Source organism: Pseudomonas sp. GOM6 (assembly GCF_029537485.1).
In the GTDB taxonomy this organism is placed as follows: Bacteria; Pseudomonadota; Gammaproteobacteria; order Pseudomonadales; family Pseudomonadaceae; genus Aquipseudomonas.
Map to the genome: position 1 here is coordinate 72,494 of NZ_JARPUS010000002.1, position 21,535 is coordinate 94,028.

18 protein-coding genes are annotated in these 21,535 nt (G+C 64.9%); 7 read left to right on the plus strand and 11 right to left on the minus strand.

Annotated features, from left to right (window positions below):
• Nucleotides 1-59 precede the first annotated feature (59 nt).
• Nucleotides 60-1,208 carry a pyridoxal phosphate-dependent aminotransferase gene (locus tag P7A97_RS02940; protein ID WP_277688444.1) on the plus strand — a complete coding sequence of 383 codons (1,149 nt, stop codon included), beginning with the start codon at nt 60-62 and terminating at the stop codon, nt 1,206-1,208.
• A gap of 45 nt (nt 1,209-1,253) precedes the next feature.
• Here the strand turns inward: P7A97_RS02940 and P7A97_RS02945 are convergent, their stop codons facing one another.
• The 7 genes from P7A97_RS02945 to P7A97_RS02975 all read right to left on the minus strand — a co-directional run bounded on the left by P7A97_RS02945 (nt 1,254) and on the right by P7A97_RS02975 (nt 10,099).
• Nucleotides 1,254-2,390: a sodium ion-translocating decarboxylase subunit beta gene (locus P7A97_RS02945; protein WP_277688445.1), complete on the minus strand. Its 1,137-nt coding sequence runs from the start codon at nt 2,388-2,390 to the stop codon at nt 1,254-1,256.
• Between the two features lie 10 nt (nt 2,391-2,400).
• Nucleotides 2,401-4,170 carry a sodium-extruding oxaloacetate decarboxylase subunit alpha gene (oadA, locus tag P7A97_RS02950; RefSeq protein ID WP_277688446.1) on the minus strand — a complete coding sequence of 590 codons (1,770 nt, stop codon included), beginning with the start codon at nt 4,168-4,170 and terminating at the stop codon, nt 2,401-2,403.
• A gap of 23 nt (nt 4,171-4,193) precedes the next feature.
• Nucleotides 4,194-4,439 (minus strand): OadG family transporter subunit, encoded by a 246-nt coding sequence (locus tag P7A97_RS02955; RefSeq protein WP_277688447.1) that lies wholly within the window; start codon nt 4,437-4,439, stop codon nt 4,194-4,196.
• Nucleotides 4,440-4,640: 201 nt separating this feature from the next.
• The gene (locus P7A97_RS02960) at nt 4,641-7,472 is read right to left on the minus strand and encodes a valine--tRNA ligase (RefSeq protein WP_277688448.1); all 2,832 of its coding nucleotides are present in this window, start codon (nt 7,470-7,472) and stop codon (nt 4,641-4,643) included.
• A 115-nt stretch (nt 7,473-7,587) separates the two neighbouring features.
• Complete coding sequence (locus P7A97_RS02965; RefSeq protein ID WP_277688449.1) at nt 7,588-8,031, minus strand: DNA polymerase III subunit chi; 444 nt, start codon at nt 8,029-8,031, stop codon at nt 7,588-7,590.
• Nucleotides 8,032-8,111: 80 nt separating this feature from the next.
• Complete coding sequence (locus P7A97_RS02970) at nt 8,112-8,528, minus strand: DNA polymerase III subunit chi (protein ID WP_277688450.1); 417 nt, start codon at nt 8,526-8,528, stop codon at nt 8,112-8,114.
• An 83-nt stretch (nt 8,529-8,611) separates the two neighbouring features.
• Nucleotides 8,612-10,099 (minus strand): leucyl aminopeptidase, encoded by a 1,488-nt coding sequence (locus P7A97_RS02975; RefSeq protein WP_277688451.1) that lies wholly within the window; start codon nt 10,097-10,099, stop codon nt 8,612-8,614.
• A gap of 143 nt (nt 10,100-10,242) precedes the next feature.
• Between P7A97_RS02975 and lptF the strand changes: the two genes are divergently transcribed.
• Both lptF and lptG read left to right on the plus strand, forming a co-directional pair.
• Nucleotides 10,243-11,370, plus strand: a complete 1,128-nt coding sequence (gene lptF, locus P7A97_RS02980; protein ID WP_277688452.1) for an LPS export ABC transporter permease LptF — start codon at nt 10,243-10,245, stop codon at nt 11,368-11,370.
• Nucleotides 11,363-12,424 carry an LPS export ABC transporter permease LptG gene (lptG, locus tag P7A97_RS02985; RefSeq protein ID WP_277688453.1) on the plus strand — a complete coding sequence of 354 codons (1,062 nt, stop codon included), beginning with the start codon at nt 11,363-11,365 and terminating at the stop codon, nt 12,422-12,424. The genes lptF and lptG overlap by 8 nt, the downstream gene beginning before the upstream one ends.
• Nucleotides 12,425-12,469: 45 nt before the next feature.
• On the opposite strand, the gene P7A97_RS02990 is transcribed toward lptG, so the two are convergent.
• Together P7A97_RS02990 and P7A97_RS02995 are read right to left on the minus strand one after the other, a co-directional pair.
• Complete coding sequence (locus P7A97_RS02990; protein ID WP_277688454.1) at nt 12,470-12,673, minus strand: hypothetical protein; 204 nt, start codon at nt 12,671-12,673, stop codon at nt 12,470-12,472.
• Between the two features lie 76 nt (nt 12,674-12,749).
• Nucleotides 12,750-14,015, minus strand: a complete 1,266-nt coding sequence (locus P7A97_RS02995; RefSeq protein ID WP_277688455.1) for an Hsp70 family protein — start codon at nt 14,013-14,015, stop codon at nt 12,750-12,752.
• 154 nt (nt 14,016-14,169) lie between these two features.
• Between P7A97_RS02995 and P7A97_RS03000 the strand changes: the two genes are divergently transcribed.
• Together P7A97_RS03000 and P7A97_RS03005 are read left to right on the plus strand one after the other, a co-directional pair.
• Entirely contained in the window at nt 14,170-15,096 is a 927-nt protein-coding gene (locus tag P7A97_RS03000) for a substrate-binding domain-containing protein (RefSeq protein ID WP_277688456.1), read from the plus strand.
• 73 nt (nt 15,097-15,169) lie between these two features.
• Entirely contained in the window at nt 15,170-15,910 is a 741-nt protein-coding gene (locus P7A97_RS03005; RefSeq protein WP_277688457.1) for a transporter substrate-binding domain-containing protein, read from the plus strand.
• A gap of 8 nt (nt 15,911-15,918) precedes the next feature.
• Here the strand turns inward: P7A97_RS03005 and P7A97_RS03010 are convergent, their stop codons facing one another.
• Together P7A97_RS03010 and P7A97_RS03015 are read right to left on the minus strand one after the other, a co-directional pair.
• Nucleotides 15,919-16,638, minus strand: a complete 720-nt coding sequence (locus P7A97_RS03010; RefSeq protein WP_277688458.1) for a DUF4198 domain-containing protein — start codon at nt 16,636-16,638, stop codon at nt 15,919-15,921.
• Nucleotides 16,639-16,649: 11 nt separating this feature from the next.
• On the minus strand, nt 16,650-18,740 hold the full coding sequence (locus P7A97_RS03015) for a TonB-dependent siderophore receptor (protein WP_277688459.1): 2,091 nt from the start codon (nt 18,738-18,740) through the stop codon (nt 16,650-16,652).
• A 210-nt stretch (nt 18,741-18,950) separates the two neighbouring features.
• Between P7A97_RS03015 and P7A97_RS03020 the strand changes: the two genes are divergently transcribed.
• Both P7A97_RS03020 and P7A97_RS03025 read left to right on the plus strand, forming a co-directional pair.
• Nucleotides 18,951-19,814: an oxaloacetate decarboxylase gene (locus tag P7A97_RS03020; protein ID WP_277688460.1), complete on the plus strand. Its 864-nt coding sequence runs from the start codon at nt 18,951-18,953 to the stop codon at nt 19,812-19,814.
• 148 nt (nt 19,815-19,962) lie between these two features.
• Nucleotides 19,963-21,513 carry an arylsulfatase gene (locus P7A97_RS03025; protein WP_277688461.1) on the plus strand — a complete coding sequence of 517 codons (1,551 nt, stop codon included), beginning with the start codon at nt 19,963-19,965 and terminating at the stop codon, nt 21,511-21,513.
• Nucleotides 21,514-21,535 lie beyond the last annotated feature (22 nt).

A 21,535-nucleotide genomic window follows, 5' to 3' on the forward strand; every position in this document is an offset into this window, starting at 1 on the left:
CATCCTGAGCGGGGCATCGGCTATCCTCGCGGCTCGCAACAAGCTCCTAGGACGTCCCTATGTTCGCCAGCAAGCTGCCCAATGTCGGCACCACCATCTTCACCCGTATGTCCCAGCTCGCTGCGGAAACCGGCGCCATCAACCTGTCCCAGGGATTTCCCGATTTCGATGGCCCGCTGGCCTTGCGCGAAGCGGTGAGCCGCCATGTGCTGGAGGGGCGCAACCAGTACTGCCCGATGACCGGCCTGCCGGCCCTGCGTCAGCAGGTGGCGGCCAAGATCGCGCGCAGCTACGGCGTGCAGCGCGATGCCGACAGCGAGATCACCATCACCCCCGGCGCCACCGAGGCGATTTTCTGCGCGGTGCAGGCGCTGATCCATCCGGGCGACGAGGCCATCGTTCTCGATCCCTGCTACGACAGCTACGAGCCCTCGGTGGAACTGGCCGGTGGCCGCTGCGTGCACGTACCGCTGGCTTTGCCGGACTTCGCCGTGGACTGGCAGCGCCTGGCCGCTGCCATCACCCCGCGTACTCGCCTGATCTTCCTCAACTCGCCGCATAACCCCAGCGGCGCGTTGCTGTCGCGTGCCGACCTGGATCGCCTGGCCGCGCTGATCCGTGGCCACGACATCCATATCATCAGCGACGAGGTGTATGAGCACCTGATCTTCGATGGCGTTCAACACGCCAGCGTGCTGGCCCACGACGAGCTGTATGCCCGTGCCTTCGTGGTCAGTTCCTTCGGCAAGACCTACCACGTCACCGGCTGGAAGACCGGCTACGTGGTGGCACCGCCGGCGCTGACCGCCGAGCTGCGCAAGATCCACCAGTACGTCAACTTCTGCGGGGTGACCCCGCTGCAGCATGCCCTGGCGGACTTCATGGCTGTTCATCCGGAACACGTTGAGGAACTGCCGGCTTTCTACCAGGCCAAGCGCGATCTGTTCTGCGAACTGCTGGCGGGTTCACGCTTCACCTTCAAGCCGGCGCCAGGCACCTATTTCCAGCTGGCCGACTATTCGGCTATCCGCCCGGAGCTGGATGATGTGGCGATGGCCGAGTGGCTGACCCGCGAGCACGGCGTTGCGGCGATCCCGGTGTCGGTGTTTTACCGTGATCCGCCTGCCGACATGCGCCTGGTGCGCTTCTGCTTCGCCAAGCGCGAGGACACCCTGCGCCAGGCTGCCGAACGGCTTTGCCGGGTGTAACGAAAAGGCCCCGCGAGAGCGGGGCCTTGGTTCATCGGGCAACTGTCAGCCGACAAAGTTGAGCAGCACGCCTGCCGCCACCGCCGAGCCGATCACCCCGGCCACGTTGGGCCCCATGGCGTGCATCAGCAGGAAGTTCTGCGGATTGGCTTCCAGCCCCACCTTGTTTGACACCCGCGCCGCCATGGGCACGGCGGAAACGCCGGCCGAGCCGATCAGCGGATTGATCTTCTGCTGGCTGAACAGGTTCATCGCCTTGGCCATCAGCACCCCGGCGGCCGTGCCACCACAGAAGGCGACCATGCCGAGCAGGAGGATGCCCAGGGTCTTGATCTGCAGGAAGGCCTCGGCCGACAGCTTGGAACCCACGGTCAGGCCAAGGAAGATGGTGACGATATTGATCAGCGCATTGCGCGAGGTGTCGGCCAGGCGCTCGACTACGCCAGCCTCACGCAGCAGGTTGCCGAAGGCGAACATGCCGACCAGGGGGGCGGCATCCGGCAGTAGCATACCGATCAGCAGGCACAGCACGATGGGGAAGACGATCTTCTCCGCCTGGCTGACGGGGCGCAGCTGCTGCATGACGATGGCGCGCTCCGCCGGGGTGGTCAGCGCGCGCATGATCGGTGGCTGCAACAGCGGCACCAGGGCCATGTAGGAGTAGGCCGCCACGGCGATGGGGCCGAGCAGATCGGGCGCCAGCTTGGAAGTGACGAAGATCGAGGTCGGGCCATCGGCGCCGCCGATGATGGCGATGGAGGCGGCTTCCTTGATGCTGAACTCCATGCCCGGGATGCCGGCCGCAGTCAGCGCCAGGGCGCCGAGCAGGGTGCCGAAGATGCCGAACTGGGCGGCGGCACCGAGCAACAGGGTCTTGGGGTTGGCCAGCATGGGGCCGAAGTCGGTCATGGCGCCTACGCCCATGAAGATCAGCAGCGGGAACACGCTGGTCGGCAGGCCCACCTCGTAGAACAGGTGGAGGATGCCGGCACCTTCGGCCATGTTGGCCACCGGGATGTTGGCGAGAATGCCGCCGAAGCCGATGGGAATCAGCAGCAGCGGCTCGAAGCCCTTGCGGATGGCCAGGAAGATCAGGCCGGCGCACACCGCGATCATCAGCGCCTGGCCGGGTTCCAGGTTGTAGATGCCGGTGCTGTGCCAGAGCTTGAGCAGGTTATCCATGGTCGCCTCCTCAGGCGATGGTCAGCAGGCTGTCGCCCACCGCCACCACGTCGCCGACCTTGACGTTGACGCTGCCGATGCTGCCGGCGCGGAAGGCGCGGATTTCGGTCTCCATCTTCATCGCCTCGAGGATCATCACCAGCTGGCCTTCCTCGACCCGCTGGCCAGGCTGTACCAGTACCTTGAAGATATTGCCGGCCAGCGGCGCTTTCTGCGGCTCGCCGCCGTGGGCCGTCATCGGTGCCGGCACGGTGGCCTGGGTATGCCCGCTCACGGGCAGAATGCCGCTGATATCGCCGCCCTCGCTGACCTGCACGACGAAGCTGCGGCCATTGACCTCGACCGTGTAGGACTCGGGCTTGCCGGGCTCACGTGCCACCGATTCCAGGCCATTGGGCGCAGGTTCGAAGGCGGCTGGGTTGCCGCGGTTTTCTAGGAACTTGAGGCCGATCTGCGGGAACAGGGCGTAGGTCAGTACATCGTCGATGGCCTGTTCGGCCAGGCTAAAGCCTTTCTGTGCGGCCAGCTCGCGCAGCTCTTCCTCGAGCTTGTCCATTTCCGGTTCGAGCAGGTCGGCCGGGCGGCAGGTGATGGCTTCGCCACCGTCCAGTACGCGCGCCTGCAGCGCCAGGTTGAACGGCGCCGGTGCAGCGCCATACTCGCCCTTGAGCACGCCTGCGGTTTCCTTGGTGATCGATTTGTAGCGCTCGCCAGTGAGTACGTTGATCACCGCCTGGGTGCCGACGATCTGCGAGGTCGGCGTCACCAGCGGGATGAAACCGAGGTCCTCGCGCACGCGCGGGATTTCCGCCAGCACCTGGTCGAACTTGTCCGAGGCGCCCTGTTCCTTGAGCTGACTTTCCATATTGGTGAGCATGCCGCCGGGCACCTGGGCGACCAGGATGCGTGAATCGACGCCGCGCAGGTTGCCTTCGAACTTGGCGTATTTCCTCCGCACCTCGCGGAAGTAGGCGGCGATTTCCTCCAGCAGCGGCAGGTTCAGTCCGGTATCGCGCTCGGTGCCCTGGAACATGGCTACCACGGACTCGGTCGGCGAGTGGCCGTAGGTCATCGACAGCGAGGAGATGGCCGTGTCGACGTTGTCGATACCGGCCTCCACGGCCTTGAGGATGGCCACGCTGGAGAGTCCGGCGGTGGCGTGGCACTGCATGTGGATCGGGATGGCCAGGCTCTGCTTGAGGCGCGAAACCAGTTCGAAGGCCATGTAGGGGGTGAGGATGCCGGCCATGTCCTTGATCGCCAGGGAGTCGGCGCCCATGTCTTCGATCTGCTTGGCCAGGTCCAGCCACATCTGCAGGTTGTGTACCGGGCTGGTGGTGTAGGAGATGGTGCCCTGGGCATGCTTGTCCTGGCGCTTGACCGCCTGCAGGGCAGTTTCCATGTTGCGCGGGTCGTTCATCGCGTCGAACACGCGGAACACGTCGACGCCGTTGAGCGCGGCGCGCTCGACGAACTTGTCCACCACATCGTCGGCGTAATGCCGGTAGCCGAGCAGGTTCTGGCCGCGCAGCAGCATCTGTTGGCGGGTATTGGGCATGGCCGCCTTGAGCTGGCGGATGCGCTCCCAGGGGTCTTCGCCGAGGTAACGGATGCAGGCGTCGAAGGTGGCGCCGCCCCAGGACTCCACCGACCAGAAACCGACCTGGTCGAGTTTGGGCGCGATCGGCAGCATGTCTTCCAGGCGCAGGCGGGTGGCGAGGATGGATTGGTGGGCGTCGCGCAGCACCACATCGGTGATGCCGAGAGGATTCTGGCTCATCTTGTTCTCTCCGGAAGGGCGATTCAGCGGCGCTTGGCGCGGTGCTGGCGAATGGCGGCCTGGATGGCAGCGAGGGTGTCGGGATCGACGATCGCGCTGGGCGGGGCAGCTGTCGCGACTGGCTGAGGTACCGGCTCCGGGGCGAAGCGTGCAACCACGGCCGACATCAGGCGGATGGCGAACACCAGGAGGATGAGGAAGCTGAAGACGATGCCCATGCCGAACAGCATGAGCTCGACGCCTTCCAGCAGCAGTTCGGCTGGGGTCATGTATGGCTCCCTGGGTCTAGCCGCTGTTTCGCGGTCATTTGTTGTTTTGATGGTGAGCTTTGGGTCACGGCAGCTCCGGAACCATACTGGGAAGTGCTGTCTGGCGCAATTATCGTGCCGCCCTAAGTCGCAGCTGAGTCATGCGGACAGAAAAAAGGCCCGCAGTCGCGAGGACGGCGGGCCTTTTGGCAGGGCAGATGTTTACAGCGCGGCGATCTTCTCGCGCTGCTCGACCAGCTTGGCCAACGCCTGTTCGGCTTCGGCCAACTTGGTGCGCTCCTTGTCGAGTACCTCGGCCGGGGCCTTGGCGACGAAGCCTTCGTTGGCGAGCTTGCCGCCGACCCTCTGGACTTCGCCTTGCAGGCGCTGGATTTCCTTGTCCAGGCGCGCCAGTTCGGCGTCCTTGTCGATCAGCCCGGCCATCGGCACCAGCACCTGCATCTCGCCGACCAGCGCGGTGGCGGACATCGGCGCTTCTTCGCCGGCCGCCAGCACGCGCACCGACTCCAGCTTGGCCAGCTTGCTCAGCAGCGGCTCGAAGTCGGCCAGGCGACGCAGGTCTTCTGCGCTGGCGTTCTGCACGATGATGTCGATGCGCTTGGCCATGGAGATCTTCATCTCGCCACGGATCTGCCGCACGCCGAGCATCAGTTGCTTGACCCACTCGATATCGCCTTCGGCAGCCGCGTCGATACGCTCCTCGGCGGCTACCGGCCAGGGTTGCAGCATCAGGGTGGCGCCGTCCTTGCCGGCCTGGCCCTTGATGCGCTGCCAGATTTCTTCGGTGATGAAGGGCATGAACGGGTGGGCCAGGCGCAGGATCACTTCCAGCACGCGCACCAGGGTGCGGCGGGTGCCGCGCTGGCGCTCGATCGGCGCGTTCTCGTCCCACAGCACTGGCTTGACCAGCTCCAGGTACCAGGCGCAGTACTCGTCCCAGATAAATTCGTACAGGGCCTGGGCGGCCATGTCGAAGCGGAAGGCGTCGAGGTGGCGGGTCACGTCCTGCTCGCAGCGCTGCAGGGCGGAGATGATCCAGCGGTCGACCGGCGACAGGTCCACTGCCTCACCATTGATGCCGGTGTCCTGGCCATCGGTGTTTTCGATAACGAAGTTGGCGGCGTTCCACAGCTTGTTGCAGAAGTTGCGGTAACCCTCGACGCGGCCCATGTCGAACTTGATGTCGCGGCCGGTGGAGGCCAGCGCCAGGTTGGTGAAGCGCAGGGCGTCGGTGCCGTAGGCGGCGATGCCCTCGGGGAACTCGGCGCGGGTCTGCTTGGCGATCTTCTCGGCCAGCTTGGGCTGCATCATGCCGCTGGTGCGCTTGGCCACCAGGGCTTCGAGGTCGATGCCGTCGACGATGTCCAGCGGGTCGAGCACGTTGCCCTTGGACTTGGACATCTTCTGGCCCTGGCCATCGCGTACCAGGCCATGCACGTACACGGTCTTGAACGGGATCTGCCCGGTCAGGTGGGTGGACAGCATGATCATCCGGGCAACCCAGAAGAAAATGATATCGAAGCCGGTGACCAGTACGTCGGTGGGGTGGAAGGTCTTGAGGAAGTCGGTCTGCTGCGGCCAGCCGAGGGTGGAGAAGGTCCACAGGCCGGAGCTGAACCAGGTGTCCAGCACGTCTTCGTCCTGGCGCAGGGCGATGTCACCCAGGTTGTGCTGGGCGCGGACTTCCGCCTCGTCGCGGCCGACATAGACATTGCCGGCCTCGTCGTACCAGGCCGGGATGCGGTGGCCCCACCACAGCTGACGGCTGATGCACCAGTCCTGGATATCGCGCATCCAGCTGAAGTACATGTTCTCGTACTGCTTGGGCACGAACTGGATCTCGCCGCTCTCGACCACGGCGATGGCCTTCTCGGCCAGCGGCTTGGTGGAGACGTACCACTGGTCGGTCAGCCACGGCTCGATGACGGTGCCGGAGCGGTCGCCCTTCGGCACTTTCAGCGCGTGGTCTTCGATCTTCTCCAGCAGGCCGGCGGCCTCGAAGGCAGCAACGATCTGCTTGCGCGCGACGAAGCGGTCGAGGCCGGCGTATTCGGCCGGCAGGCTGCCGTCGATCTCGGCATTGACGCTGCCGTCGATGTTGAACACCTGGGCCTTGGCGAGCACCTGGGCGTCCTTGTCGAAGATGTTGATCAGCGGCAGGTTGTGGCGCTTGCCGACTTCATAGTCGTTGAAGTCGTGGGCCGGGGTGATCTTCACGCAGCCGGTGCCGAACTCGGGGTCGCAGTAGTCGTCGGCGATGATCGGGATACGGCGGCCCACCAGCGGCAGCTCGATGTAGCTGCCGATCAGCGCCTTGTAGCGCTCGTCTTCCGGGTGCACGGCCACGGCGGAGTCGCCGAGCATGGTTTCCGGGCGGGTGGTGGCGACGATCAGGTAGTCCAGGCCCTCGGCGGTCTTGTTGCCGTCGGCCAGCGGGTAGCGCAGGTTCCACAGGTGGCCCTTCTCGTCGTGGTTTTCCACTTCGAGGTCGGAGATGGCGGTGTGGAACTTGGTGTCCCAGTTGACCAGACGCTTGCCACGGTAGATCAGGCCGTCCTGGTGCAGGCGCACGAAGGCTTCTTTAACCGCTTCGGACAGGCCTTCGTCCATGGTGAAGCGCTCGCGCGACCAGTCCACCGAGCTGCCCAGGCGTCGGATCTGCCGGGTGATGGTGCCGCCGGACTGCTCCTTCCACTCCCAGACCTTCTCCAGGAACTTCTCGCGGCCCAGGTCGTGACGACCGATGCCGTCGGCGGCCAGCTGGCGCTCGACCACCATCTGCGTGGCGATACCCGCGTGGTCGGTGCCCGGCTGCCACAGGGTGTTGCGGCCCTGCATGCGGCGGAAGCGGATCAGGCAGTCCATGATCGAGTTGTTGAAGCCGTGGCCCATGTGCAGGCTGCCGGTGACATTCGGCGGCGGGATCATGATGGTGTAGGGCGCACCGCTACCTTGCGGGGCGAAGTAGTTGTTCGCCTCCCAGTTCTGGTACAGGGCGGTTTCGATGGCGTGGGGCTGGTAGGTCTTGTCCATGGGTGCGGCGGGACCGTATTGGCAACTGATCGGGAAAGCCGGCAAGTATAACGGCTGCCGGCCGCTACGGGCCACCGGCCGCCGGCAGGGTACCGATTTTGCTGGCGAAGAGGGCTCAGGCCTTGGGCTTGAGCAGGCGGTCCAGGCGGGCGTCGAGGCGGCGCTTCAGTTCGGCCTCGATCTGCGGCACGAAGTCGTCGATCACATCCTGCAGAATCAGCTGGGCGGCGGCGCGCAGCTCGGCGTCGAGGCGGCTTTGCGCGACCAGGCTTTGTTGCACGGCGCTGCCGATGGCCTGGGCAGTCGGGGTTGGCTGCGCTGGCGCAACAGCAGGCTGCACAGGATAGGGCAGGGCGGTGCTGGGTGGCGTTGCCGGTTGGGCGATGGGCGGAGCCAGCGGGCCGGGTTCGATGATCTCCGACAGCAGCGGGATCTCTAGGTCGTCATCCAGGGTTTCGGTCAGCAGCGGGGGCTCCAGCTGCTCTTTCTCCAGCAACTGGCGGATGGCTTCGAGATCGTCCAGCAGGGGGGCGGACTTGGGTGGTTGCGAGCTGTCCATAAGGGGTGACGGGCAAGGGTGAGAGGGCCGAGGCGGCGGATTCTACGCCGAGTACAGGCCTATTTCGACCTCGGCAGGCGTCAGAGTTCCACGCGTTGCGGGTCATGCCCGAGCTGGCGGTATTGGCGGAAGCTGTCGCGGCATTGCGCCAGGAGCTGGGGCTCCTGATTGACGATCTCGATGACCCGGCTGAAGTGCGCCAGATGCGGCGACAGCTGAGGGTGCAGATTGAGCAGCACGCCGCCAGCCTGCGCCGGTTGTTGATCGAGACCGATGACGACCGGCGCGCTGGCATCTTCGTCGTACAGGTTGTGGGGGACGAAGGATTCCGCGCGAAAGCGCCACAGCAGACCGTCCAGCTCCTCGCATTGGGCCTGGTCGGCACCGCGCAGGAATACCGGTAGGCCGGCCTTCCAGGCCTTGGTCGCCAGCTGGCAGGCTGCGCGCAGGCGGCCTTCGGTGTTGGCGGAGGAAAGAACGTAGAACTCGACGCGCATGGGAAGGCTCGCGGTGATGGGGTCGGTAGCCCGGATGCAATCCGGGACGTGTTGTCCCCGGATTGCCTCCGGGCTACGTCAGGTTAGGCCGAGGCGCGGTCCAGCAGGTATTGGGTCAGCAGGGGGACCGGGCGGCCAGTGGCGCCCTTGTCCTTGCCGCCGCTGATCCAGGCGGTGCCGGCGATGTCCAGGTGCGCCCAGTGGAAGTTCTTGGCGAAACGCGAGAGGAAGCAGCCGGCAGTGATGGTGCCGGCCTTCGGCCCGCCGATGTTGGCGATGTCGGCGAACGGGCTGTCCAGTTGCTCCTGGTACTCGTCATGCAGCGGTAGTTGCCAGGCGCGGTCGGCAGCGCTGTCGCCGGCCTTCATGATCTGCTTCACCAGGGCATCGTTGTTGCCCATCAGGCCGGAGACATTGCTACCCAGGGCGACGATGCAGGCGCCGGTGAGGGTGGCGATGTCGATCACCGCCTGCGGCTTGAAGCGCTCGGCATAGGTCAGGGTGTCGCACAGCACCAGGCGGCCTTCGGCGTCGGTGTTGAGGATTTCCACGGTCTGCCCGCTCATGGTGGTGACGATGTCGCCGGGGCGGGTGGCGCGGCCGCTGGGCATGTTCTCGGCGCAGGCCAGCAGGCACACCAGGTTGATCGGCAGCTGCAGCTCCAGCACGGCCTTGAGGGTGCCGAACACGCTGGCGGCACCGCACATGTCGTACTTCATCTCGTCCATGCCGGCGGCTGGCTTGATGCTGATGCCGCCGGTGTCGAAGGTAATGCCCTTGCCGACCAGGGCGAAGGGTTTGTCGTCCTTCTTGCCGCCCTGGTAGTGCATCACGATCATCCGCGGCGGCTGCTCGCTGCCCTGGGCCACGGCGAGGAAGGCGCCGGCGCCGAGCTCCTTGAGCTTCTTCTCGTCGAGGATTTCGACTTTGAGGTTCTTGTGCGCCTTGCCCAGGGCCTTGGCCTCTTCGGCCAGGTAGCTCGGGTGGCAGAGATTAGGCGGCAGGTTGCCGAGGTTCTTGGTGAAGGACATACCGCTGGCAATGGCCTGGGCGTGCAGGCTGCCGCGTTCGACGTCGGCCTGTTCGGCCTTGTCGGCAATCAGGGTGATCTTCTTCAGTGCCTTGGGTTCGGCTTTCTTGCTCTTGAACTGATCGAACACGTAGTCGCCATCGGCTAGGGTCTCGACCAGCAGGCGCGCCTTGCCGTAGGCATCGCGACCCTTGACCTTGAGCTCGCCCAGGGCCAGCACGGCATCACTGCCGCCGAGGTTTTTCAGCACGCCGTGGGCGGCGGCTACCAGTTTGCGGAACTGACGCACTTCCAGTTCGCCCTTGCCGCAGCCCACCAGCAGCACGCGCTCAGCTTTGAGGCCCGGCAGGCTGTGCAGGAGCAGGGTCTGGCCCTGCTTGCCAGCGATGTCGCCGCGCTTGAGCAGGGCGCTGATGGCGCCGCCGCTGGCGTCATCCACGGCCTTGGCCGCGACGCCTAGCTTGCGGCCTTCGCCGAGGGCGACCACCAGGGTGGCGGTCTTCAGGGTTTCCGGGCGGGTGCTTTTGACGAGAAATTCCATGGTGAGCTGTCCCCAAGACAAAGAGTCGGGTTTGCAGGATAATGCCGGCTATTTTTTCAAGGGTCCGCCGAGGCGGGCCGGCCATCCGAGTGCGGCTAGTGTGAGCGTTGCCGCCTGAGCCTGACAACCCTGGAGCGTCTGGTTTGATCGTCTTCCGTTACCTGTCCCGTGAAGTGCTGGTGACCCTCAGCGCGGTGAGTGCCGTGCTGCTGGTGATCATCATGAGCGGACGTTTCATCAAGTATCTCGCCCAGGCTGCACAGGGAGTGCTGGATCCGGGCGTATTGTTCCTGATCATGGGCTACCGCATGCCCGGCTTCCTCCAGCTGATCCTGCCGCTGGGCCTGTTCCTTGGCATCCTGCTGGCCTATGGTCGTCTGTACCTGGACAGCGAGATGACTGTGCTGTCCGCCACCGGCATGAGCAACCGCCGCCTGCTGTCCTACACTATGGCCCCGGCCGCGCTGGTCGCTGCGCTGGTCGCCTGGCTGAGCCTGGGCCTGGCGCCGCAGGGCGTGGCCGAGGTGGCGCGCATCCTCAACCAGCAGGATGCCCTGACTGAATTCGATACCCTGGTGCCTGGGCGCTTCCAGTCGATGAAGGATGGCTCACGAGTCACCTATACCGAGGCGCTGTCCGAGGACCGCGGCCAGCTCAGCGGCGTGTTCATCACCGAGAAAAAGGCCGCGACCGCCAAGGACAAGCCCAGGAACGCCGACATCAGCGTGCTGGTGGCCGAGAAAGGGCGGCAGGTCATTCAGGGCGACGGCAGCCGCTACCTGATTCTGGAGAACGGCTACCGCTACGACGGCAACCCGGGGCAGGCCGACTATCGGGTGATCAAGTACGACACCTATGGCGTGCTGCTGCCCAAGCCCAGTGTCAGCAACGAGATCGGCGAGCGCGAGGCAATTCCCACCCGCGAACTGTTCGGCAGCGACAAGCCGCGTGAGCAGGCCGAACTGCAGTGGCGCCTTTCCATCCCCCTGCTGGTGTTCGTGGTGACCCTGCTGGCGGTGCCGCTGGCCCGGGTCAATCCGCGTCAGGGGCGCTTCCTCAAGTTGCTGCCGGCGATTCTGCTGTACATGACCTACCTCGGTCTGCTGATCGCCGCGCGCGGCCAACTGGACAAGGGCAAGATCCCCATGCAGCTCGGCCTGTGGTGGGTGCATGGCCTGTTCCTGCTGATCGGTGCGGGCCTGTTCCTCTGGCAGCCGCTGCAACTCAAGCTGGCCAGTCGCCGCGTTATGAAGGAGGCGGCCCATGCGTAAGCTTGATCGTTACATCGGTAGCAGCGTTTTCTTCGCCATCCTGGCGGTGCTTGGCATCATCGTTGGCCTGGCCCTGTTGTTCGCCTTCATCGATGAGCTGGGTGACCTGAGCGACACCTACGGCACTCTCGATGTGCTCATCTATGTGTTGTTGACCCTGCCGCGGCGCACCTACGAGATGCTGCCGATGGCGGCGCTGATCGGCTGCCTGATCGGTCTCGGCAGCCTGGCCAGCAATAGCGAGCTGACCATCATGCGTGCCGCCGGCGTGTCGGTCGGGCGTATCGTCTGGGCGGTGATGAAACCCATGCTGGTGCTGATGCTGGTCGGCGTGCTGATCGGCGAGTATCTGGCGCCGTGGAGCGAGAACCAGGCCCAGGCCCAGCGCTCCCTGGCCCAAGGCGGCGGCGAGGCGCAGAGCTCGAAGCACGGCCTATGGCACCGTCAGGGGCAGGAGTACGTGCACATCAACGCCGTCCAGCCGGGCGGCAAGCTGATCGGCGTGACCCGTTACCAGTTCGATGATCAGCGCAAGCTGCTGTCGTCCAGCTTTGCCCGTCGCGCCCAGTATCAGGGCGATTACTGGCAGCTGGAGGACGTCAAAACCACGCTGTTCCATGAGCGCAATACCGAGCTGAAGACGGCTGCCAGTGAGCGTTGGGACGTCGAGCTCAAACCGGAGCTGCTCGGCACCGTGGTGCTGGAGCCCGAGGCGCTGTCGGTGGCTGGACTGTGGCGCTATATCCAGTACCTCGGCGAGCAGGGCCTGAACAACGGCACCTACTGGCTGGCGTTCTGGACCAAGGTGTTGCAGCCACTGGTGACCGCCGCGCTGGTGCTGATGGCGATCTCCTTCATCTTCGGCCCGTTGCGCTCGGTGACTCTCGGTCAGCGCGTATTCACCGGCGTGCTGGTGGGCTTCGTGTTCCGTATTGCCCAGGATCTGCTCGGCCCGTCCAGCCTGGTGTTCGGCTTCTCGCCGCTGCTGGCGGTGGCGGTGCCGGCGACCATTTGCGCCCTGGCCGGCGTATTACTGCTCAGACGCGCGGCCTGATTCAGAACAAAGAAAAGGCCGGGCATTTGCCCGGCCTTTTTCGTTTCACTGCTGCCCTTGCTGTTCCAGCTGCTCCAGGCGCTGCTGGTTTTTCGCGTTGGCCTGGTCGATCTGCTGCTTGAGCTGCTGCATCTGCTGCTGTGCCTGCTTGGCCTGGTCAGCCTGCAGTTTGGCCGTGGTGGCGGTGGCCGCACCGCCGTCGCAGGCGGCGAGAGTGAACAGGCAGAGCAGGGCGATGATGTGGCGCATGACGGTCTCCATGACGTGACGATGGCCCACCCTAACCTGCCGGCAGCCAGTCCGCAGCCGCTGACTTGCCGAGCGGTCAGCCGTAGCGACGACGGGCTTCGATGGCGAGGCCGCTACCGATGCTGCCGAAGCTGTTGCCTTCGGTGGGGCGGGCGTTGGGCAGTAGTGCGGCGACGCTCTGGCGCAGGGCGGGAATGGCGCTGGAGCCACCGGTGAAGAAGATGGTGTCGATCTCGTGATGGCTGACCCCGGCCTTGAGCAGCAGCTCGTTGACGCCCGCGCGGATGCGTTCGAGCAGGCTGTCGATGGCGCGGTCGAACAGCGGGCGGTCGAGCAGGGCGCTGAGGCCGTCCTCGATCCGTGACAGGTCGATGAGGCGGCTGTCCTGTTCGGTCAGAGCGATCTTGCTGTCTTCCACCTGCATCGCCAGCCAGTGTCCGGCGCGCTGCTCGGTGAGGCTGAGCAGGCGGTCGATGCTGGTCGGGTCGACGATGTCGTAGCGCATGTTCTTCAGCGCCAGCTGGGCTTTCTGTGCGTACACCGCGTTGATGGTGTGCCAGGTGGCCAGGTTGAGGTGGTGGCTGGTGGGCATCAGCGCGTCGCTCTTCATCCGGCTGCCGTAGCCGAACAGCGGCATGATGCCTTCCAGGCTGAGTTGCTTGTCGAAGTCGGTACCGCCGATGTGCACGCCGCCGGTGGCGAGGATGTCGTCCTGGCGCTCGTTCAGCTCGCGGCGCTCGGGAGCCAGGCGTACCAGGGAGAAGTCCGAGGTACCGCCACCGATGTCGACGATAAGCACCAGCTCTTCGCTCTGGATGCTGCGCTCGTAGTCGAAGGCCGCGGCAATCGGTTCGTACTGGAAGGACACTTCCTTGAAGCCGAGCTTGCGGGCCACGGCCTCCAGGGTGTTGGCGGCCTCGGTGTCGGCTGCCTCGTCGTCGTCGACGAAGAATACCGGGCGGCCCAGCACTACCTGCTCGAACTCGCGGTCGGCCTGCTGTTCGGCGCGTTTTTTCAGCTCGCCGATAAAGAAACCGAGCAGGTCGCGAAACGGCAGGGCGCTGCCCAGCACCGTGGTTTCGCTTTTCAGCAGCTTGGAGCCGAGTAGGCTCTTGAGCGAGCGCATCAGGCGCCCCTCGTAACCGTCCAGGTATTCGCTCAGGGCCTGACGACCGTAGACCGGGCGACGCTCCTCGGTATTGAAGAAGATCACCGAGGGCAGGGTGATCTTGCCGTCTTCCAGCGTCAGCAGCGGCTCCTGATCAGGCCGCCACCAGCCGACGGTGGAGTTGGACGTGCCGAAGTCGATGCCCAGGGCATTGGCGGAGTTGGAGGAATTCATGCTGCGCTCCGGAAAAACGGCCGCGCATTCTATGCGAGAGCGTGCGCGCTTGCGCGGCTAATCGTCGGCTGCGGTGATGGCCAAGTGCTAGGCTCAGAATGGGAAGCCGAATAGCGAGTCAGGCGGGCCTCCCAAGTCGACCGGGAGTCATCTCATGCGTTTGCCCCTTTCGTCCTGTCTGGGCTTTGCCGTGCTCTGCGGGCTGTCGGCTGTGGCCCGCGCCGATTGCGTCAGCCTGGTGTCCGGCGCTGGTGGCGCGGCCTTCTGGCACAGTGTCGAACAGGGTGCCCGCCAGGCGGCCCAGGAGACCGGGCTGCAGCTGTATTTCCGCGGGCCGAGCAAGGAAGCCGATCCCGAGGCGCAGTTGCGCATCGTCGAACGCATGCTCGTGCATGGCTGTCGCGCGCTGATCGTGGCGCCTAGCGGTGAGGCCGTCGCCGAACGCGTGCGCCAGCTGACGGGCCAGGGCATCGCCGTGCTTTATATCGATCGCGACCTGGGCGGCGACGAGGTGATAGGTGCCGTGGTGACCGACAACCACCAGGCCGGTCTGCTCGCGGCCCGACAGATGGCGCGCCTGCTGCAGGGGCGTGGACGGGTCGGTGTGCTGCGGCCGGACTCCCAGGCCAGTTCGGTGGCCGAGCGCAGCGCCGGTTTCATCCAGGGGGCGCGCGAGGCCGGCCTGGACGTGGTGCTGGAGGCGCGCTTGCCCGTGAGCGACTACATGCCCAGCCTGGCCGAACTGCAGATGCTGGAGACTCTGGACGGTCTGTTCACGGTCAATGAACGCACCACCCAGAGCGGTCTGGCGGCACTGCGGCGGTCCGGGCGCAGCGGGCAGGTGGTGCACATCGGTTTTGACGCCGACCCGCTGTTGGTCGAGGCTCTGCGCCGTGGCGAGTTGGCCGCCCTGATGTTGCAGCAACCCTGGGAAATGGGCTATCGCAGCGTGTGGTCGGCGCACCAGCATTTGCGTGGCTCCCGCTCGGGCTTGCGGCGTGAGCCGCTGGCGGCGCTGTATATCGATGCGCAGCGTGTGGACGATCCGGGTATTCGGCGCTTGTTGCCCTTCTCGCCGTGACCGGCAAGGCTGACGAGCAGTCCGCCTACCGCCGTCTCTGAGCTAGTCTGAAAGACATGGGAGGGATGTGCGGATGCATGCATTACTGCGCAGCTGGGTGTTGTGCTGGGCGATGTTGCCGCTGTTGGCGGTGGCCGAGTTGCGGCTGCTGACCGAGCAGGCGCCGCCGACCAGTTTCCTGCGCGACGGTCAGCCCGAGGGTTATGCAGTAGAGGTGGTGCATGAGCTGATCCGGCGTACCGGCAGCCAGGCTCGAATCGAACTGCTGCCCTGGACCCGCGCCTACTACCTGGCCAAGAGCGAGGCCGACACCGGCCTGTTCTCGGTCGTGCGCACCGCCGAGCGCGAGGCGCTGTTCCAGTGGGTCGGGCCGATCCTGCAGGGGGCGACGCGTTTCTATTCGCTGAAGAGCAGCAAGCTGCGCATCGACAGCCTGGAGGACGCGGCCCGCGCCGGCACCCTGGCCCTGCCCAAGCAGTGGTACACCTACGAGACGCTGCAGCGCATGGGCTTCACCAACCTGTATGGCGTGCCCAGCTCCCGACAGATGGTGACCATGCTCAAGCATGGCCGGGTCAAGCTGATCGCCACCGAAGACCTGACCCTGCGCGAAGAGCTGGCCAGCGGTGGGCTGACGCCTGACCAGGTTCAGCCGCACCTGGCATTCATGCGTTCCGATTACTACATCGTCTTCTCGCCGCAGACAGCGCCCGCCCTGGTCGAGCGCTGGCGCGGCGAGCTCGATGGCATGCGCCGCGATGGCAGCCTGGAGAGCATCCTGCAACGCTGGCTGCCCGCTGCGCGAGGGCGCTGAGCCCGCGCCTACTCGTGATGGGCCTGGCCGAGGAAGGTCAGCGAGGCGAACAGCCCTTCTTCCTCGATGTCCTTGTCGCCCTTGACCGGCTGGTACAGCTCGGCGGCGATGATGTTCAGGCCCTGGTTGCGCACCACGACTTCGGCAAAGCCTTGCGCATCCGTAGTCGCGCTGACTTCGTGCGGCATCCCGCGATAGTCGCCAATCAGCTTGACGCCCTTGGCCGGTTTGCCATCCACCAGCACCTGCACGCGCAGCGGCTTGCCCGGGCCGACGGCGAGCGGGTCGCTCTGCGGCACGATGGCCAGGCGCAGCTTGCTCAGCGCCGGCAGCTGGGCGCCGGGGGCGAGGATCGCCAGGCTGTACTTGTAGGTGTGCAGCGAGTGGGTGGAGTTCGGCACCTGGCTGCGTCCCTGGTTGATCCACTGTTTGTCCGGGGTCTGCGACCAGGCGCCGTTGTCCAGCGCCACGGCCACTACCGCCGGCGCGCGCAGTGGCTGCAGGCGGGCGTGGTCGTCCAGGCGCTGTACGGTTACCGGGATCATCTTGCCGGCGCCGTCATAGGCCCAGGCGCCGCTGATTTTCTGCGCCTTGAAGGCGTCGTCCTCGGCGCCATGGCCGTAGATGACCTCGTGATTGCCACGGCGTTGTTCGGTCCACAGGCCGTGGGCGGAGGCTTGGCCGCAGACGACCAGGCCGGCGAGCAGCAGGGGGAGGGAGATACGCATTGAGGTGATCCTTAGAGCGCCAGGCTCAGGCTGAAGTTGAGGTTGCGTGGCTCGCCGGGCAGTACCCAGACGCTGTTGTAGCTGCGCTCGTAGTACTTGCGGTCGAAGACGTTGTTGAGGTTCACGCCCAGGGTGACGTCCGCGCTGACCTTGTGGTGGGCCAGCAGGTCCAGCGTCTCGTAGGCGTCCAGGCGAAAATCGCTGCCGGCCTGGCCGGAACGGTCGCCGACATAGTTGACCGCCGCGCCGATGTCCGAGCCCTGCAGGGCGCCGCCCTGGAACTCGTACACCGCCATCAGGCTGCCGCTGTGCTGCGCGACGCCGACCAGGTCGCTGCCGGTGGGGATGGCGGCGTCACCCTTGGTCACTTCTGCGTCGATATAGGCGTAGGCGCCGATGATCCGCACGGCGTCGCTGAGCTGGCCGCTGAATTGCATGTCCAGGCCCTGGCTGCGTGCCTCGCCGGCCGCCACGCTCTCACCGAGGGCGTCGGTGGTGATGACGTTTTCCTTGTCGATATGGAACAGGGCGATGGTGCCGCCCAGGCGGCCGTCGAGCAGGTCCAGCTTCAGCCCGCTTTCGTAGCCGATGCCTTTCTCCGGCTGGTACACCTGGCCCTGGGTGCCGAGGCTGTTGGGCTTGAACGAGGACGACGCGTTGGCGAACACGCCGACCTGCGGGGTGAGCTGGTACAGCACGCCGATGCGCGGGGTGGCGACGTCCTTGTACTGCGAGGTTTCCTCACCGCTGGCGCGGTTCAGCGCATGCTGCTCGACCCGCTCCAGGCGCACGCCGAGCAGGCCGCGCAGGCGTTCGGTGAAGGTGATCTGGTCCTGCAGGTTGAGGGCGTAACTCTCGGTCTGCTCGAAGAAGTCGTTGGCGCTGGTGATCGCCGGCTTGGGCGCGCCGTACACCGGGTCGTAGATGTTCTGTCCGTAGCCGAGCGACAGGCCGCTCTGCGGGTACTTCTGGCTGTTGCGGTAGTTCTCGTACTCCAGGCCGGCGAGCAACTGGTGCTGCCAGCCGAAGCCCTCCACCTGGCCGTGCAGTTCGGCCTGGGTGATGCTGTCGTTCCACTCGAAATCGCGCTGGCGGAAGCGGCGGGTGACGGTGTCGCCGACCAGTGCGCCCGGCTCGCTGGAATCGCCTTGCAGGTGACCCTGGGTGTAGTGGTTGGCCAGGCGCAGCTTCCAGTCCTCGTTCAGGTAGCGCTCCAGCGCCAGGTCGAGGGTCTGGTTGTCGTTGCGGATGTGGCCGTCGTTCGGCTCGCCGAGGAAGGTGGAGCGCGACACCGCGCCCATCTCGCCGTTGACCGCCGGGATGCCGCGGTCGAACACCGACTCGGTGCGGGAGAACTCGGCGTCCAGCTGCAGGGTGGTGTCCGGGTCGAGCTGCCAGGTCAGCGAGGGCGTGACCACCTGGCGGCGGTTGTCCACATGGTCGCGGAAGCTGCCGTTGTCCTCGACCGCCAGGTTGATGCGCGACAGCAGGCTGCCGTCTTCGCTCAGCGGGGTGTTGGCGTCCAGGCTGGTGCGGTAGCGGTCCCAGCTGCCGGCGCTGAGGTCGATGTGCGTGAAGGCTTCGGCCTGCGGGCGCTTGCTGACGATATTGACCAGCCCGCCGGGATCGCCACGGCCATACAGGCTGGCGGAAGGGCCCTTGAGTACCTCGATGCGCTCGATGGCGCCGGTGTCCGGCGAGCTGTAACTGCCGCGGTTGATGGCGAAGCCGTTGCGGTACAGCTGGTCGGTGGTGAAGCCGCGCACGCTGTAGTTGTAGAAGGTCAGGCCGCCGAAGTTGTTCTGCCGCGACACGCCACCGGCGAAATCCAGGGCGCGGTCGATGCGGGTGCTGCCAAGGTCTTTCAGTACCTGGCTGGGGATCACTTCGATGGTCTGCGGGGTGTCGCGGATATCGGTGTCGGTGCGGGTGGCCGTGGCCGAGCGGGTCGCCCGGTAGCCCTCGACCGGGCCGCTGGCACTTTCCAGGCGACTGTCGCTGATCGATGTGCTCTCCAGGACGAGGCTGCCCTGGGCCCAGGCGCTGCCGTGGAGGAGCAGAGAGGAAATTCCGATAGTTCGGAGGTAGAGCGTTTTTTTCATGCTATTTCCTTATATAGATGAAATAACATAACAAAATATAAGCAAGTAAATCCACCTTGCGGCAGCCTTGGCTAGGCTTACATGGGCGGTATTTGAAAGCGAGGCGCAAGGCGGTTCTGCCAAGCTTGGGATCGGAAATTTGGCTGGATCTGTAGTTTTACTACATAATCGGCCGCTCCCAGAGACCCAGAATCAGCGATAGTGCCCATCATGTCCAAAGCCTCGCATCACGACCTGCGCGTGCAATTTCGTGCCCTTCTCAACTCGAATGCCTGCTATCACACGGCTTCTGTATTCGACCCCATGTCCGCGCGTATCGCCGCCGACCTTGGTTTTGAAGTGGGAATCCTGGGTGGTTCTGTAGCTTCACTACAAGTCTTGGCGGCGCCGGACTTCGCCCTGATCACCCTCAGCGAATTTGCCGAACAGGCCACGCGTATAGGCCGGGTGGCACGCCTGCCGTTTATCGCCGATGCCGACCATGGCTATGGCAATGCCCTCAATGTGATGCGCACCGTGATGGAGCTGGAGCGCGCCGGGGTGTCCGCACTGACCATCGAGGACACCCTGCTGCCGGCCCAGTTTGGCCGCAAGTCCACCGACCTGATCAGTGTGGACGAGGGTGTCGGCAAGATCCGTGCGGCGCTGGAAGCGCGCTTCGACCCGCAGTTGGCGATCATTGCGCGCACCAACGCTGCAGTGTTGGACGTGGATGAGGTGGTGAGTCGCACCCTGGCCTACGAATCCGCCGGTGCCGATGGCATCTGTATGGTCGGTATTCGGGACTTCGACCATCTGGAGCAGATCGCCGCGCACCTGAGCGTGCCGCTGATGCTGGTCAGCTATGGCAACCCGGAACTGCGTGACGATGCCCGTTTGGCCCAGCTCGGTGTGCGCATCGTGGTGGACGGCCACGCCGCCTACTTTGCGGCGATCAAGGCCACTTACGACTGCCTGCGCGAGCAGCGCGGCATCGCCGCCAGCGACCTCAATGCGACCGAACTGACGCACAAGTACACCCAACCGGAGGATTACATCGTCTGGGCGCGCGAGTACATGAACGTCAAGGAGTGACCTGGCGTCATTTGATAAAGGTTTGGCGCGATAGGTATAAAGCGAAAGCGCATCCCGCCGCATAGTGCCAGGCTCTGGACTAGCATTTGCCAGTGCATTGCCTCGGCCTGTCGCATGGCAGGCCTTAATAACAATAAGGACTGCGACTATGCGTATCTTCTCGTCCGCCCTGTTGCCCTGGGCGCGGGCCGCCGTGGCGGCTTCCGTGCTCGCCCTGCCGCTGGCACAGGCCGCCGACAAGCCGAACATCCTGGTGATCTTCGGCGATGACATCGGCATCACCAACATCAGCAAGTACAGCCACGGCCTGATGGGCTACCAGACGCCCAACATCGATCGTATCGCCAACGAAGGCATGATGTTCACCGACTACTATGGCGAGCAGAGCTGCACCGCCGGCCGCTCGGCATTTATCACCGGGCAGAGCCCGGTGCGTACCGGTCTGACCAAGGTCGGCATGCCGGGTGCGCCGCTTGGCATCCAGCCGGAAGACCCGACCCTGGCCGAGCTGCTCAAGCCACTGGGCTATGCCACCGGCCAGTTCGGCAAGAACCACCTGGGTGATCGCGACGAGTTCCTGCCGACCCAGCATGGTTTCGACGAGTTCTTCGGCAACCTCTATCACCTCAATGCCGAAGAGGCCCCGGAAGATCCGGATTGGACCAAGAATCCGCAGCTGGACAAGGTGCTGCGCCCGCGCGGGATCATCCACAGCACCGCCGACGGCAAGGTCGAGGACCTCGGCCCGCTGAACAAGAAGCGCATGGAAACCATCGATGATGAATTCCTGCAGGCCTCGAAGCGTTTCATCGACAAGTCGGTGAAAGCCGACAAGCCGTTCTTCGTCTGGTTCAACGCCAGCCGCATGCACTACTACACCCACATCAACGAGAAGACCCGTGGCAAGTCGGGGCAGGACTTCTACAACGACGCCATGGTCGAGCATGACGAGCAGGTCGGTGAGCTGCTCAAGCAGCTCGATGAGCTGGGGGTGGCCGACAACACCCTGGTGCTTTACACCACCGACAACGGCGTGCATTTCAATCATTGGCCGGATGCCGGCATCACCCCGTTCCGCGGCGAGAAGAACACCAACTGGGAAGGCGGCTTCCGTGTGCCGGCGGTGGTGCGCTGGCCGAACAATATCGAGCCGGGGCGTATCTCCAACGAGGTCATGTCGCACCTGGACTGGGTGCCGACCCTGATGAGCATTGCCGGCGTGCCGCAGATCAAGGAGAAGCTGCTGTCCGGTTATCAGGCCGGCTCCAAGAAATTCAACGTGCACCTCGACGGCTATGACTTCGTGCCCTACCTGCAAGGCAAGGAGAAGAAGGGGCCGCGCACCGACTTCTACTACTTCAGCGACGACGGCGCCCTGCTGGGGTCGCGCGATGGCGACTGGAAAATGGTCTACGCCGAGCAGCGCGCCCATGGTTTTGCCGTATGGCGCGACCCCTTCGTCACACTGCGCGCGCCGAAGATCTTCAACCTGCGCCGCGACCCCTACGAGCGCGCCGACACCGACTCGAACAACTACAACCTGTGGTGGGACAAGAAAGTGCATGCCGCCGGCTTCCCGGCCATGGCCCGCGTGCGCCAGTTCCTGATGACCTTCGAGAAATATCCGCCGCGTCAGCGCCCGGCCAGCTTCACCGTTGACCAGATGATGGAGCAGTTCATGAAGTACCAGAAGCAATAAGCTGATTGGTCGATGACACAAC

Bases quoted from the DNA above. Each gene is read 5' to 3' on its own strand.
- P7A97_RS02940 (WP_277688444.1), top strand. From the start codon at position 60: ATGTTCGCCAGCAAGCTGCCCAATGTCGGCACCACCATCTTCACCCGT.
- P7A97_RS02945 (WP_277688445.1), bottom strand. From the start codon at position 2,390: ATGGATAACCTGCTCAAGCTCTGGCACAGCACCGGCATCTACAACCTG.
- oadA (WP_277688446.1), bottom strand. From the start codon at position 4,170: ATGAGCCAGAATCCTCTCGGCATCACCGATGTGGTGCTGCGCGACGCC.
- P7A97_RS02955 (WP_277688447.1), bottom strand. From the start codon at position 4,439: ATGACCCCAGCCGAACTGCTGCTGGAAGGCGTCGAGCTCATGCTGTTC.
- P7A97_RS02960 (WP_277688448.1), bottom strand. From the start codon at position 7,472: ATGGACAAGACCTACCAGCCCCACGCCATCGAAACCGCCCTGTACCAG.
- P7A97_RS02965 (WP_277688449.1), bottom strand. From the start codon at position 8,031: ATGGACAGCTCGCAACCACCCAAGTCCGCCCCCCTGCTGGACGATCTC.
- P7A97_RS02970 (WP_277688450.1), bottom strand. From the start codon at position 8,528: ATGCGCGTCGAGTTCTACGTTCTTTCCTCCGCCAACACCGAAGGCCGC.
- P7A97_RS02975 (WP_277688451.1), bottom strand. From the start codon at position 10,099: ATGGAATTTCTCGTCAAAAGCACCCGCCCGGAAACCCTGAAGACCGCC.
- lptG (WP_277688453.1), top strand. From the start codon at position 11,363: ATGCGTAAGCTTGATCGTTACATCGGTAGCAGCGTTTTCTTCGCCATC.
- P7A97_RS02990 (WP_277688454.1), bottom strand. From the start codon at position 12,673: ATGCGCCACATCATCGCCCTGCTCTGCCTGTTCACTCTCGCCGCCTGC.
- P7A97_RS02995 (WP_277688455.1), bottom strand. From the start codon at position 14,015: ATGAATTCCTCCAACTCCGCCAATGCCCTGGGCATCGACTTCGGCACG.
- P7A97_RS03000 (WP_277688456.1), top strand. From the start codon at position 14,170: ATGCGTTTGCCCCTTTCGTCCTGTCTGGGCTTTGCCGTGCTCTGCGGG.
- P7A97_RS03005 (WP_277688457.1), top strand. From the start codon at position 15,170: ATGCATGCATTACTGCGCAGCTGGGTGTTGTGCTGGGCGATGTTGCCG.
- P7A97_RS03010 (WP_277688458.1), bottom strand. From the start codon at position 16,638: ATGCGTATCTCCCTCCCCCTGCTGCTCGCCGGCCTGGTCGTCTGCGGC.
- P7A97_RS03015 (WP_277688459.1), bottom strand. From the start codon at position 18,740: ATGAAAAAAACGCTCTACCTCCGAACTATCGGAATTTCCTCTCTGCTC.
- P7A97_RS03020 (WP_277688460.1), top strand. From the start codon at position 18,951: ATGTCCAAAGCCTCGCATCACGACCTGCGCGTGCAATTTCGTGCCCTT.
- P7A97_RS03025 (WP_277688461.1), top strand. From the start codon at position 19,963: ATGCGTATCTTCTCGTCCGCCCTGTTGCCCTGGGCGCGGGCCGCCGTG.